The 12,354-nt window shown below is 73.1% G+C and carries 10 protein-coding genes and 1 pseudogene; 1 reads left to right on the top strand and 10 read right to left on the bottom strand.

The features are described from left to right. Positions 1-82: 82 nt before the first annotated feature. The 5 genes from ACF1DX_RS02250 to ACF1DX_RS02230 all read right to left on the bottom strand — a co-directional run bounded on the left by ACF1DX_RS02250 (position 83) and on the right by ACF1DX_RS02230 (position 2,719). On the bottom strand, positions 83-364 hold the full coding sequence (locus ACF1DX_RS02250) for a DUF397 domain-containing protein (protein ID WP_391789344.1): 282 nt from the start codon (positions 362-364) through the stop codon (positions 83-85). 194 nt (positions 365-558) lie between these two features. Then, entirely contained in the window at positions 559-768 is a 210-nt protein-coding gene (locus ACF1DX_RS02245) for a hypothetical protein (protein ID WP_391789343.1), read from the bottom strand. After that, the gene (locus tag ACF1DX_RS02240) at positions 765-1,142 is read right to left on the bottom strand and encodes a DUF6415 family natural product biosynthesis protein (protein ID WP_391789342.1); all 378 of its coding nucleotides are present in this window, start codon (positions 1,140-1,142) and stop codon (positions 765-767) included. The genes ACF1DX_RS02245 and ACF1DX_RS02240 overlap by 4 nt, the downstream gene beginning before the upstream one ends. Then, positions 1,139-1,345, bottom strand: coding sequence for a hypothetical protein (locus ACF1DX_RS02235; RefSeq protein WP_391789341.1), 207 nt, complete (start codon positions 1,343-1,345; stop codon positions 1,139-1,141). The genes ACF1DX_RS02240 and ACF1DX_RS02235 overlap by 4 nt, the downstream gene beginning before the upstream one ends. A gap of 123 nt (positions 1,346-1,468) precedes the next feature. Further along, entirely contained in the window at positions 1,469-2,719 is a 1,251-nt protein-coding gene (locus ACF1DX_RS02230) for a helix-turn-helix transcriptional regulator (protein WP_391789340.1), read from the bottom strand. Positions 2,720-2,935: 216 nt separating this feature from the next. Between ACF1DX_RS02230 and ACF1DX_RS02225 the strand changes: the two are divergent. Continuing rightward, positions 2,936-3,484: pseudogene (locus ACF1DX_RS02225) on the top strand (flavoprotein). Positions 3,485-3,615: 131 nt separating this feature from the next. Here the strand turns inward: ACF1DX_RS02225 and ACF1DX_RS02220 are convergent. The 5 genes from ACF1DX_RS02220 to leuS form a co-directional block, all read right to left on the bottom strand. Beyond that, complete coding sequence (locus ACF1DX_RS02220; protein ID WP_391789339.1) at positions 3,616-6,147, bottom strand: ComEC/Rec2 family competence protein; 2,532 nt, start codon at positions 6,145-6,147, stop codon at positions 3,616-3,618. Beyond that, positions 6,144-7,505, bottom strand: a complete 1,362-nt coding sequence (locus tag ACF1DX_RS02215; RefSeq protein ID WP_391789338.1) for a helix-hairpin-helix domain-containing protein — start codon at positions 7,503-7,505, stop codon at positions 6,144-6,146. The genes ACF1DX_RS02220 and ACF1DX_RS02215 overlap by 4 nt, the downstream gene beginning before the upstream one ends. 106 nt (positions 7,506-7,611) lie before the next feature. After that, complete coding sequence (locus ACF1DX_RS02210) at positions 7,612-8,457, bottom strand: DegV family protein (RefSeq protein WP_030858205.1); 846 nt, start codon at positions 8,455-8,457, stop codon at positions 7,612-7,614. A 94-nt stretch (positions 8,458-8,551) separates the two neighbouring features. After that, positions 8,552-9,268, bottom strand: coding sequence for a hypothetical protein (locus ACF1DX_RS02205; RefSeq protein WP_391789337.1), 717 nt, complete (start codon positions 9,266-9,268; stop codon positions 8,552-8,554). 195 nt (positions 9,269-9,463) lie between these two features. Further along, positions 9,464-12,331 carry a leucine--tRNA ligase gene (gene leuS / locus ACF1DX_RS02200; protein WP_391789336.1) on the bottom strand — a complete coding sequence of 956 codons (2,868 nt, stop codon included), beginning with the start codon at positions 12,329-12,331 and terminating at the stop codon, positions 9,464-9,466. Between the last annotated feature and the right edge of the window lie 23 nt (positions 12,332-12,354).

The raw sequence follows: 12,354 nt of genomic DNA, 5'->3' as shown, positions 1-12,354 counted from the left end.
TCCTGTTCGAGTAGCGTGGTGGGCGCGGCGCCCAGGACCACTGACCGGTCCTGGGCGTCGCGGAGCGGGGGTTGCGTGAGTGTCAGAGGGTCGGGTTTCCGGCGATCTCCGGGATGCCCCTCAGCGTCCGGTAGAAGGCCCTCAGCTCGCCCACGGTGCCGCGCAGTTCGCGGCCGGAGTCCTCCGGCTTGGTGCCGGTGATGGAGTAGCCGCCGCCCTTCAGTCCGGCGATACCGAGGCAGGACTCCATGTCGGTGTTGCTGCCGTCGGTGTTGCACATGTAGTCGTACGGGCCGACCAGTTCCCGGCCGTAGAGGCTGGTTCCGACGGGGTCCGTGCCTCCACCGTTGGTGTTCGCGGTCATGCGTTTCCCTTCCTGGATGCGGGATCGGTGCCAGGCCCCTGCTGAGACCCGGCGGGTGGAACCCGTCCCGCCGGAGGCTTGCGGGCCTTCCGGCGGGGCGGGCGTTGGGACCTCTCCCGCCGCGGCTTGCGGTCCGCAACGGGAGGGGCGTTCCGGGGATGCGACCCTGTCCCTGCGGTCGCCATGAGGGTGCGTCAGCTGGGGGTCCGCGCCGGCACCACGGTGGGGACGGGGCCGGTCACGGCCGCCACGGAGTCCGGGCCGGTCCGGTCGTTGTGTGCGCAGTGCGCGTGGATGTCCCAGCTGGGCCCGCTGTCGCCTTCCTCGTGCCCGAGGTGGACGGCGTCGTCCGGATCCTCGATCAGCTGGTGGTAGGCCCAGCACACGGGTACGGGTGCGGTCACCGGGTGGTTCCGTCCAGCGCCTCGTAGTGGTCGCACAGGGCGTTGAGGGCGCGGGCCAGGCGTCGGGCGTAACCGGGGGCGCCGCCGAAGCGAGGGGACGGCTGTGCCTCCAGCCGGCTGCGGGCCTCCCACACGCACCCGAGGACGGTGTAGCGGCGGACGCTGTTCTCCTCCAGCGTGCGGGCCGCTGCCTCCACCTCGGGGACCAGCAGCGCAAGGTGGCCGCGCACGAGGGCGGTCAGTGTCTGGAGCTCGTCGCCGGTGGGCGGCAGCGCTTCGGGGACGGCGTCGGGGTCCAGCAGCCGGTTCACGGTGTCGCGCATCGTGACGAGGTCGACCGGCGTGGTCCGGGTGTTCGGGCGGGTGGTGGTCACCGGGTCACCGCCCGGCGGGTGCGGTGGCGGGGACACCGGCAGGGCGGGAATCCGAAGGAGCCGGGGGCGAGCGCGGCCGGGTCCTCTCCGAACCCGACGGCGACCACGGTGCCGCGGTCCTCGGTGACTGCCCCCTGTGCGTTCACGGTGTAGACCCGGATCGTCATCTTGACGCCGGTCTTCGGTGGGGCGATAGCGTTCATGGTGTTGACGCTCCTCAGCAGCGTTGGCCACGCCCCGGGACCGTTCGCGCGGTCGCCGGGGTTCTGGCTCAAGACCGTAGGAGCGCCGCCACTCAACCGCTGACCGTAATCCGGTCGCTACGCTCAGGCAGCAAGAATTCCTATACGTGACGCCAGGTCAGCGGCACGACGCCGACGCGCGGCCTGAGTCGACTCCACCTCCTCCAGGAGGATCACGCGGGCGTAGCCGTTGTAGCGGATCGTCTCGGGAGCGGCCTCGAACGCCTTCTCCAGCGACGCGACAGCCGTGTCCAGTTGGTTGTCCAGCCGGTAGCCGCGGGCTTCCTCGATGCGGTGCCGGGCCCGGCGTGGGCGGGACTTGATGACGCTCCGGTCGGCCCGCGCAGCCTGCCGTACGGACTCGCCGCCCTGATGGAGCTCCACCGCCACCGTGACGGCGTGCGCGCCCATGACGGCCCGGCTGAAGCTGGTGACCGGGTGGTAGTAGTCGGCAGGAAGCCGCTTGGCCATGTCGTTGGCCTGGTCCCAGTGCCGCCACGCCGTTCCGGTCTCCCGGCGGCGGGCCGCGGTGTAGCCGAGCTCGAACTCCAGCGCGCCGGCGATGGCGAGGACGTCTTCGCCGGCGTCGGAGAGCAAGGGCTTGAGGTAGGCGACGGCTTCACGGTTCACAGCATCGGCGGCTTCGAAGTGGCGTGGCCCGCTGTCGCGGTGGGCCTGTGCGAGCAGCCAGGAAGCCACACCGATGGCGTGCGGGTCCTCGCTCTCCTGCGCGGCGATCATGCCGCGTTCTGCGACCCGCCACAGCAGAGAGCTGTCCGGCTGGTAGGCGATGAAGAACTGACTCAGGCTGTAGACCTCTGCAAGCAGCGCCTGCGTCCGGCGGCGGTCCGACGCCGAGTCGGCGTGCCGGACAAGAGCCTGCGCGTCCCGGATCAGGTCCGGCAGCAGCTTGCCGAGTACCTCACGGTGGTTCTTCGAGGCGTGCCGCTCCCGCCAGGCCGCATGCAGGCGTGCTTCCAGGTGCGCGACCGGTGGAGGCTCCACGCTGCCGGTGAGCGGGAAGGAGTCGACGGCGGCCTTCACCGCGGCCAGGCGCGGATGCCCGGGCCCGACGAACAGGTCAACGTGTCCGTCCGGCCGCCCGGTCAGGTCCGCCAGGTCGCGCACCCGCAGCGCTTCAGCGATGCGCATCACCATGTCGAGCCCCGGCGCCTTCTGCTGCCCGTTCTCGATCTTCCGCAGAGTGTGCGGCGAGATACCGACAAGATCGGCCAACTGCGCCTGCGTCATGCCGCGCCGTTCACGAAGGATCTGTGCCCTCTGCCCGAATCGCAGCGGGTCGGCGTACGGATCCGGGGTAGCGTCTGAAGACATCACGGCCTTGCCCCTCCCAGCGGCTTCATCACTGTCAGAGTAGGGGGCGAGGCCGGTCCTGCGTGAGCGCCTTGTGCGGCTCCCTTCTTTCGGGCACGACGAGAGTCCCCAGCCGCCCGCTTCCGAAGTCCATCGCACCTCTTGAGCTGGGGCGTTGTGACGACCACTGGAAATCAAGCCTCCGTGAGCGGGAGGCGGTTGTGGTCGGATGGCGGCATGACCACAGCTGACCGTGTGCTGTACCTGTTTGGTTCGGCCGCCCCGCCCGTGTTCGACATTCCTCAGGTGATCCGGGACGCCCAAACCCGCGGCTTCGACGTGTGTCTGGGACTGACCCCGACCGCCGCACGCTGGCTCGCCCCCCAGCAGGCCGAGCTCGAACAGCTCACCGGCCACCCGGTCCGGTCCGATTACAAGCTGCCGGGCGAGCCCGACGTATAGCCGAAGGCGGACGTCATCGCCGTCGCGCCGGCCACCTTCAACACGATGAACGCCTGGGCGCTGGGCATCACCCGTGACTTCGTCGTCGGGGTGGTGGCCGAGGGTATCGGCAAGGGCATCCCGCTCGTGGCGATGCCCTGCGTCAATGCGGCCTACGCACGGCATCGGCAGTTCGAGCGGAGCGTGACCGATTTGCGCGACATGGGTGTGCGTGTCCTGTACGGCGAGGACGGGTTCGTACCGAACCAGCCGGGTCAGGGTCGACCGGAGGAGTACCCGTGGCACGCGGTACTTGACGCCGTGGAGGACACCAGCGCCCGATAGGCAGCCACGCGAACCGGATGCGGGGGTGCAGCTCGCGCAGCGCGTCCACGGTGGGCCAGACGGGCTGTTCGACGCCCAGGTGGCGCAGATAGGCGTCGACTCCCACGGTGCTCATCCCCTCGGTCATCCCCTCAGTGGCGCGCCACCCGCAGTTCCCTGCTCCCGTTCTCGCCGACGGTCACCGCCAGTGCCCCGTCCCGGTCCGTGCGCAGCACCGTCGCTCCCCCGGCGCGCAGGGCGGCGACCGTGCCCGGTGCCGGGTGCCCGTACGTGTTGTCCTCCCCCGTGCTGATCAGCGCCAGGCGGGGGGCCGTGCGGCGTATGAGGTCCGGGTCCTGGTACGCCGAGCCGTGGTGGGCGACCTTGAGGACGTCCACGGCGGTCAGCCGGTGCGCCGCGGGTGATCTCGCCAGGGCCCGTTGGGACGGGGGTTCCAGGTCTCCGAGGAGTAGCAGGCGCAGGCCGGCCGTGCGGACCAGTAGGGCGACGCTGGCGTCGTTCGGGCCTTCCGGTGCGGAGTGGGTGCTCGGTGGGGGCCACACCACCTCCCAGGACAGTTCTCCCGTGCGCCGCGCCTCGCCGGCCGCCGCGTGTGTCACCGGGATGTGGTGGGTATCGGCGAGTCTTCGGACGAACGCGGCCTGGTCGGCGGGTTCTTCGAAGGACGTCGTCTCGACGGCGCCGACCGCGCGTCCGCGCAGGACGCCGGGCAGGCCCGCCACGTGGTCGGCGTGGAAGTGGGTCAGGACGACGAGGGGGATGGTGGTGATGCCGAGGGAGCGCAGGCAGTGGTCGACGAGGGCGGGGTCGGGGCCGGCGTCCACGACCACGCCGGTGTCGCCGCCCGCCGCCAGGACCAGTGCGTCGCCCTGGCCGACGTCGCACATCACCATCCGCCAGTCCGGCGGGGGCCAGCCCGTGATCGCCCGGGTGAGGGGGCGTGGCTGTATCACGACCAGTACCAGCAGGAGTGCGCAGGCGGCGCACCACCAGGGGTGTCTCAGCAGCCGTCGCCCTACGAGCAGTGCCGTCAGGGTGAGGGCGCCGAGTGCCGCCGCGCCGGCCCAGCTGCCGGGCCAGTCCACTCCCGCGCCGGGCAGCGCGGCGCCCGTTCTGGCGACCTGTGCGATCCACTCCGCGGGCCAGCTCGCGCACCAGGCCAGTGCCTTCGCCGCCGGCATCGCCAGCGGTGCCGTGGTCAGGGCCAGGAAACCCAGCACCGTGGCCGGTGCGAGCGCGGCCTCCGCGAGCAGGTTGCAGGGGATCGCCACCAGGCTGACCCGTGCCGCCAGTACGGCGACCACCGGCGCGCACACCGCCTGCGCGGCGCCCGCGGCGGCCAGCGCCTCCGCGAGGCGGGGCGGCACACCGCGCCTCCGCAGTCCCGCGCTCCAGCGTGGCGCGAGGGTGAGCAGCGCGCCGGTGGCCAGCACGGAAAGCAGGAAGCCGGGGCTGCGGGCCAGCCAGGGGTCGTAGAGCACCAGGAGCAGGACCGCCGTCGCCAGCGCCGGGATCAGTGATCTGCGGCGGCCGGTGGCGAGCGCGAGCAGGGCGACGGAGCCGCAGGCGGCGGCCCGCAGCACGCTCGGGTCCGGTCGGCACACGACGACGAAGGCGAGGGAGAGCGTCGCGCCGAGGAGTGCGGTGACCCGCAGGGGGATGCCGAGGCGGGGTGCGAGTCCGCGTCGCTCGGCCCGCTGGGCCAGGCCGGGCGGGCCGAGGAGCAGGGCGAGGAGGATGGTGAAGTTGGCGCCGGAGACGGCGAGCGTGTGGGTGAGGTCGGTCTCCCGGAACGCCTCGTCCAGTTCGGGGGTGATCCTCGCGGTGTCGCCCACGACCAGGCCGGGCAGCAGCGCCCGCGCGTCCGCCGGCAGTCCGGCGGTCGCCTCCCGCAGTCCGGCCCGCAGCCGTCCCGCCAGCCGCTGCGGGCCCGACGGCCGGCCCACGGTCTCGGGACCGTCGCGGCCCTTCACCCGCAGCACGGCGGCGAACCGGTCGCCGCCCGCCCTCGCCGGGGCGAGCCGTGCCTCGACGCGGAGGCGGGTGGAGGGCAGGAGGGTGAGCCAGGGGGAGCGGTCCCCGGCGTCCGGTGCGGTGCGTCCGGAGGGGCCCGGGTCGACGATCAGCAGAACGGGCGTGCGGGTCGTCTCCGCCGTGCCGCCGGCCCGCTCCACCCGTCGTACGTCGGCCTCGATCAGTACGGAGGTGGGGGCCATACGGTTGCCGCTGACCCTGGGCCGGGTGAGCCGGGGGTCGGTGGTGATCTCGACCTCGGCGGTCACCGGGGCGTACTCCCGGGCCAGTGCGGGCACGGGGCCCCGTCGCAGGTCCGCGCCGTGCAGTCCCGCCGATCCGGCGGCCGCGGCGACGCAGAGCAGTGCGGCGGCGGTGGCGTGGGCGGTGGCCCGTCCGCGTCCGGCCAGGCGGCTGCGCGCCAGGAGGAGGGCGCCGGCCGTCAGCAGGGCGGCGATCGCCGTGCCCGCCGCCCGGCCGGGCGGGGCGTGCAGCAGCACGGCGGCCGTGGCCCAGGCGGCCAGGGCGGGCGGGACCAGCCGCAGGTCCGTCGGTCCCTCCTGCCTCGGGTGCGCGGCGCCGAGCCGCTTGCCGGAGGCGGCGTGGACGTGCCGCCGGGCCGTGGGCTCGGTGTTCGGCTCGGTACTCATGGCCGTACGAGGTTCCGCAGCTCCGCGAAACGGCGGTCGCCGATGCCGTTCACCTCGCGGAGTTCGTCCACCGAGCGGAAACCGCCGTTGCGGGTGCGGTGGTCGACGATGTGCTGGGCCAGCACAGGGCCTACTCCGGGGAGGGCGTCGAGCTGGTCGAGGGTGGCGGTGCTGAGGGACACCGGGGCGGTGGGGCCGGCTCCCGCCGCCGTACCCGTACCGCCGCCGGGGGCTGCCGCGGCCGGTACCGGCCCGCCTACGACCACCTGCTCGCCGTCGACGAGGAAACGGGCGCGGTTCAGGGCGTCGGTCCTGGTGCCGGGCCGTACTCCGCCGGCCGCCCGCAGCGCGTCCTCGACGCGTGAACCGGCGGGCAGGCGGTGGATCCCCGGGTCCCGCACCTTGCCGCTGACGTCGACCACGATCTCGGTCCCCGCCGGGCCCGGGCCGCCGGGCCTCACCGCACCGTCCGGCGCGGCCTCCCCCTTCGCCGCGTCCTTGCCGTGCTCCCCGTGCGGAACCGCCGCCGCCCGCACCACCTCCGGCGCCCGTACCGGCTGGGTCCGTCCGGTCCAGAAGTGCTGCACGGCGAACCCCACGGCGATCACGAGCAGTACCGACAGCGCGGCCACGCTCCGCCGCTCCATGCCGCACCGCGTCTGCACCCATAACGGCAGACGCTCCCGCAGCGCGAGCCCGGCCCGCTCCCGCCGCCCCCGTGCGGACGCGCCACCGGCTTCCTCCGGATCCGCGGTACCGCCCTCGTCGTCCACCGCGACCGCGCCACCACCTGGCCCCGCCGCGAGAAAGTCCCCGGCGGCCGTCGACCGCCCCTGCGCGGCCTGCCGGTCCGCAGCCGCCGGCCGCCCCGGCTCCACCGACCGCTCAGGAACCACCGGCCGGCCGACATCCGGCCACCGGTCCCCGGACCCCGGCCGGCCCGCGTCCACCGCCCGGTTCCCGGCCGTCGCCGCGTGCTCCCCAGCGCCCTGGCGGTCCACCGCCGCCGAGCGGCCCCGGTCCGGCACGCGGTCCGCGACCGTCCCACGGTCCGCACCGCCCGCGCGGTCCACCGCCCCCGACCGGTTCCCGGCCGCCGAGGAACCGGCCCGTGTGATGCGGCGGGTGCCGGTCAGGGCCCAGGCCGGGGGGCGCCTGCCGTGCGCGCAGTGGTCGTCGCCGTCGAAGAGTGACTCCGCCCGGCGGCGGAGTTCCTCCGCCGCCGCTCGGCGGTCCGGGCGCGAGCCCCGGCCGCGGGGTCCGGTCGGCCGGCGGTGGCGGGCGCGGCCGTCGGAGGCGGGCGGGCGGCCCGGGCCGCTGGTCGCTGTCCCTGTGCGTGAGCGTGATCGAAGTGCCATGCCAGGAGGATCCGGCACATCGGCCCACTCGCGATGATCTTGCCTGTTTTCCGGGGATTACCGACCGGGTGTGGACAACCCCGTCACCCGTACGAGCGCACCGGCCTCACCGGGCCGAGACCACGACCCCCAGCAGTCCGGGCCCCGTGTGCGCCCCGATCACCGCGCCCACCTCGCTGACGTGCAGGTCGGCCAGGCCCGGCAGCCGGGTCCGCAGCCGGTCCGCGAGGGCCGACGCGCGCTCCTGCGCGGCGAGATGGTGGACGGCGACGTCGACCTCCGCCCCGCCCGCCCGCTCGGCCGCGATCTCCTCCAGGCGGGCGATCGCCTTCGACGCCGTACGGACCTTCTCCAACGGTTCGATCCGGCCGCCCGCGAGCTGCAGCAGCGGCTTGACCGCGAGGGCCGAGCCCAGCAGGGCCTGCGCGGCGCCGATCCGGCCGCCCCGGCGCAGATAGTCGAGCGTGTCGACGTAGAAGTAGGCGGACGTGTCCGCCGCCCGCTTCTCCGCGGCCGTGACCGCCTCGTCCACCGTGCCGCCCGCCTCCGCGGTCTCCGCCGCCGCCAGCGCGCAGAACCCGAGCGCCATCGCGATCATGCCGGTGTCCACCACCCGTACCGGCACGGGCGCCTCGCGGGCGGCGACGACCGCCGCGTCGTAGGTGCCGGAGAGCTCGGCGGAGAGGTGGAGGGAGACGATGCCGGTGGCACCGGACTCGGCGGCCCTGCGGTAGGTCTCGGCGAACACCTCGGGGCCGGGCCGTGAGGTCGTGACCGGGCGCCGCTTCTGCAAAGCCTGGGCGAGGGAGCGGGTGGAGATCTCGGTGCCCTCTTCGAGCGCGCGGTCGCCGAGGACCACGGTCAGGGGTACCGCCGTGATGCGGTGCCGCTCCATCGTCCGGGCCGGCAGGTAGGCCGTTGAATCGGTGACGATCGCGACATGGCGGGACATGAGCTGGAGGTTACCTGCCGTGGTGCCCGTGCGGCAGCCCGGCCTCGCGGGGCGGGGCCGACGGTGGCCGGATCAGGGGGTGCTCATGTGGTACTCACGTGGTGCTCTCGGGGCGGGGCTTCTTCTGCCAGGAGTAGGTGGGGCGCGGTGCCGGCGGGGTGATGGCGGGCCGATCGGTCCGCTGCTCCGGTTCCTTCGCCGGGGCGGGCTCCGGGGCGTCGGCGGCGGGGGTCTCGGGCCAGGGCGGGGGCGCCGGGTGCTGCTCCGTGGTGGTCCAGTGGCGCAGGGCCCCGGCCTCCATGTCGATCTGCTCGCTCAGCGAGTCCAGGTCGTCGGAGGCGAAACGGCGGGCGCGGTCGCGGGCCGCCCAGCGCAGGGAGTCCGCGGCGCTCGTGATGCGCTCGGTGCGCTCGCGCAGCTCGGGCAGCCGGGCGGCGAGGGTGGTGCGGTCCGGTTCGGACTCCAGGCGCCTGAGCTCGCCGTCCAGTTCGTGGCCGTGCGCGCTGAGCCGCTGGAAGAGACCGAGGGACTCCTTGAGGGACTCGTCCTCGGTGACGGCGGCCTCCAGGGCGTCCTGGGTGGCCCGCATGGAGGTGCGCAGCCCCAGCCGGAGCTGGGCGATCTGGCCGGCCGGGCCGGGCTGCGCGAAGGCCTTGGCCCGCAGGGTGTGGTCCTCGACCGTGCGGCGGGCCTGGGTGATGTGGCGGTCCGCGCTGCGCTTGGCGGCGCCGACGACCTTCACCGTGGCGTAGGCGCCGAGCGCGACGAAGAGCACGAAGAGCAGGGCGACCACTGCGAACACCGTCTCCACGAAGCTCCTCCTCCGGGCCTTCCGGCCTGTCCCGGCGCACTTCGCGCCGCTCTTCAACGGTAAACGCAGCGGGCAGGTCCGGAGTTCCTGAACAACCCCGAACCTGCCCGTAAGGGACTACCCGGACCGTCGGGCGCCCTGAAGCCCGGGGCCCGTCCGGCGGATCGCACCAGACGGGCCCCCGAAGCGCTCACCTCACGCCGGGACGATGTTCACCAGCTTCGGCGCCCGGACGATCACCTTGCGGATCCCGGCGCCGTCCAGCGCCGCGACGACCCGCTCGTCGGCCAGCGCGACCTTCTCCAGCTCGTCCTCGGCGATGTCCGGGGACACCTCCAGGCGCGCCTTGACCTTGCCCTTGATCTGCACGACGCAGGTGACGGTCTCGTCGACCACGTACGCCGGGTCGGCGACCGGGAAGTCCCGGTGCACCACGGAGTCCGTGTGCCCCAGCTTGCGCCACAGCTCCTCGGCGATGTGCGGGGCCAGCGGGGCGATCAGCAGCACCAGGGACTCCGCGACGGTGCGCGGCAGCGCCTCTCCCCGCTTGGTCAGGTGGTTGTTCAGCTCGGTGACCTTGGCGATGGCGGTGTTGAAGCGCATGCCCTCCAGGTCGCCGCGCACGCCGTCGATCGCCTTGTGCAGGGCGCGCAGGGTGTCCTCGTCGACGTCGTCGGTGTCGACGACGGTGACCTCGCCGCTCGCCTCGTCGACGATGTTGCGCCACAGCCGCTGCAGCAGCCGGAACTGGCCGACCACCGCGCGGGTGTCCCACGGCCGGGAGACGTCCAGCGGGCCCATGGCCATCTCGTACAGGCGCAGCGTGTCGGCGCCGTACTCGGCGCAGATCTCGTCCGGGGTGACGGCGTTCTTCAGGGACTTGCCCATCTTGCCCAGCAGCCGGGTGACGCGCTCGCCCTGGTACCAGTAGCCGCCGTCGCGCTCCTCCACCTCGGCGGCCGGTACGGCGATGCCCCGGCTGTCGCGGTAGACATAGGCCTGGATCATGCCCTGGTTGAACAGCTTGTGGAACGGCTCCGCGGACGACACGTGCCCCAGGTCGTACAGCACCTTGGACCAGAAGCGGGCGTACAGCAGGTGCAGTACGGCGTGTTCGGCGCCGCCGACGTACAGGTCGACGCCGCCGTGCGGCATGCCCTCGCGCGGGCCCATCCAGTACTGCTCGACGGCCGGGTCGACCAGCCGCTCGCTGTTGTGCGGGTCCAGGTAACGCAGCTCGTACCAGCAGGAACCGGCCCAGTTGGGCATGGTGTTGGTCTCGCGGCGGTACTTCTTCGGCCCGTCGCCCAGGTCCAGGGTGACGTTGACCCAGTCCTCGTTGCGCGACAGCGGCGTCTCGGGCCGGGTGTCGGCGTCGTCCGGGTCGAAGGTGCGGGGGCTGTAGTCCTCGACCTCGGGCAGCTCCAGCGGCAGCATCGACTCGGGCAGGGCGTGGGCGACGCCGTCCTCGTCGTAGACGATCGGGAAGGGCTCGCCCCAGTAGCGCTGCCGGCTGAACAGCCAGTCGCGCAGGCGGAAGTTGACGGTGCCCTCGCCGTGGCCCGACCGCTCCAGCCACTCGATGACGCGCGCCTTGGCCTCGGCGACGCCCAGGCCGTCCAGGGAGACCTCGTCGTTCGACGAGTCGATGATCTTCGCGTCGTACGAGGAGAAGGCGTTCTCCCACGTGGAGGTGTCCGTGCCGCGGCCGTCGGTCGGCTCGACGATGCAGCGGATCGGCAGCTCGAAGGCGCGGGCGAACTCGAAGTCGCGCTGATCGCCGGCCGGGACGGCCATGATCGCGCCGGTGCCGTAGCCCATCAGGACGTAGTCGGCGATGAAGACGGGGACCTTCTCGCCGTTGACCGGGTTGGTGGCGTACGCGCCGATGAAGACGCCGGTCTTGTCCTTGGCCTCGGCCTGCCGCTCGACGTCGGACTTGGAGGCGGCCTGCGCGCGGTAGGCGGCGACGGCCTCGGCGGGCGTGGCGTGTCCGCCGGTCCACACCGCGTGGGTGCCCTCGGGCCACTCCTGGGGCGTGAACTTCTCGACCAGCGGGTGCTCGGGCGCCAGCACCATGTAGGTCGCGCCGAACAGGGTGTCGGGGCGGGTGGTGAAGACGGTGATGCTCTCGCCGTCGATCGGGAAGCCGACGCGGGCGCCCTCGGAGCGGCCGATCCAGTTGCGCTGCTGCAGCTTGATGGCCTCGGGCCAGTCCAGGGCGTCCAGGTCGTCCAGCAGGCGGTCCGCGTAAGCGGTGATGCGCATGTTCCACTGGCGCAGCTTGGCCTTGAAGACGGGGAAGTTGCCGCGCTCGGAGCGGCCCTCGGCGGTGACCTCCTCGTTGGCCAGCACGGTGCCCAGGCCGGGGCACCAGTTGACCGGCGCGTCGGAGGCGTAGGCCAGGCGGTACTCGCCCAGGACGTCGGCGCGCTCGGCCTCGGTCAGCTCGCTCCAGGAGCGGTCGCCGGGGACGGCGCGCTCACCGGACTCGAACCGCTCGACCAGCTCGGAGATCGGGCGGGCCCGCTTCGCCTCGTGGTCGTACCAGGAGTTGAAGATCTGCAGGAAGATCCACTGGGTCCACTTGTAGTACTCCGGGTCGATCGTGGCGAACGAGCGGCGCTTGTCGTGGCCCAGGCCCAGCCGGCGCAGCTGGGACTTCATGTTCTCCATGTTGGCCTCGGTCGACACGCGCGGGTGCGTGCCGGTCTGCACCGCGTACTGCTCGGCGGGCAGGCCGAAGGCGTCGAAGCCCAGGGTGTGCAGGACGTTGTGCCCGGTCATGCGCTGGAAGCGGGCGAAGACGTCGGTGGCGATGTAGCCCAGCGGGTGTCCGACGTGCAGTCCCGCACCCGAGGGGTACGGGAACATGTCCATGATGAACTTCTTGGGCCTGGCGGCCGTCTCCGGATCGCCCGACAGGTCGCCGCTCGGGTTCGGCGCGGCGTAGGTTCCGTCGGCGTCCCAGAAGTCCTGCCAGCGTGCCTCGATCTCGGCGGCCAGGGCGGCCGTGTAGCGGTGCGGCGCGGCCTCCGCGGCTGCGGGGTTCGTCTCGCTCATGATCCTCAATGCTCCATCGATCG

Source organism: Streptomyces sp. NPDC014676 (genome assembly GCF_043084105.1).
Lineage (GTDB): Bacteria > Actinomycetota > Actinomycetes > Streptomycetales > Streptomycetaceae > Streptomyces.
The sequence above is the reverse complement of the archived record's forward strand: the minus strand, read 5'-3'. Positions and strand labels throughout refer to the sequence as shown.

Bases quoted from the DNA above. Each gene is read 5' to 3' on its own strand.
- leuS (WP_391789336.1), bottom strand. From the start codon at position 12,331: ATGAGCGAGACGAACCCCGCAGCCGCGGAGGCCGCGCCGCACCGCTAC.
- ACF1DX_RS02250 (WP_391789344.1), bottom strand. From the start codon at position 364: ATGACCGCGAACACCAACGGTGGAGGCACGGACCCCGTCGGAACCAGC.
- ACF1DX_RS02215 (WP_391789338.1), bottom strand. From the start codon at position 7,505: ATGGCACTTCGATCACGCTCACGCACAGGGACAGCGACCAGCGGCCCG.
- ACF1DX_RS02235 (WP_391789341.1), bottom strand. From the start codon at position 1,345: ATGAACGCTATCGCCCCACCGAAGACCGGCGTCAAGATGACGATCCGG.
- ACF1DX_RS02210 (WP_030858205.1), bottom strand. From the start codon at position 8,457: ATGTCCCGCCATGTCGCGATCGTCACCGATTCAACGGCCTACCTGCCG.
- ACF1DX_RS02220 (WP_391789339.1), bottom strand. From the start codon at position 6,147: ATGAGTACCGAGCCGAACACCGAGCCCACGGCCCGGCGGCACGTCCAC.
- ACF1DX_RS02230 (WP_391789340.1), bottom strand. From the start codon at position 2,719: ATGTCTTCAGACGCTACCCCGGATCCGTACGCCGACCCGCTGCGATTC.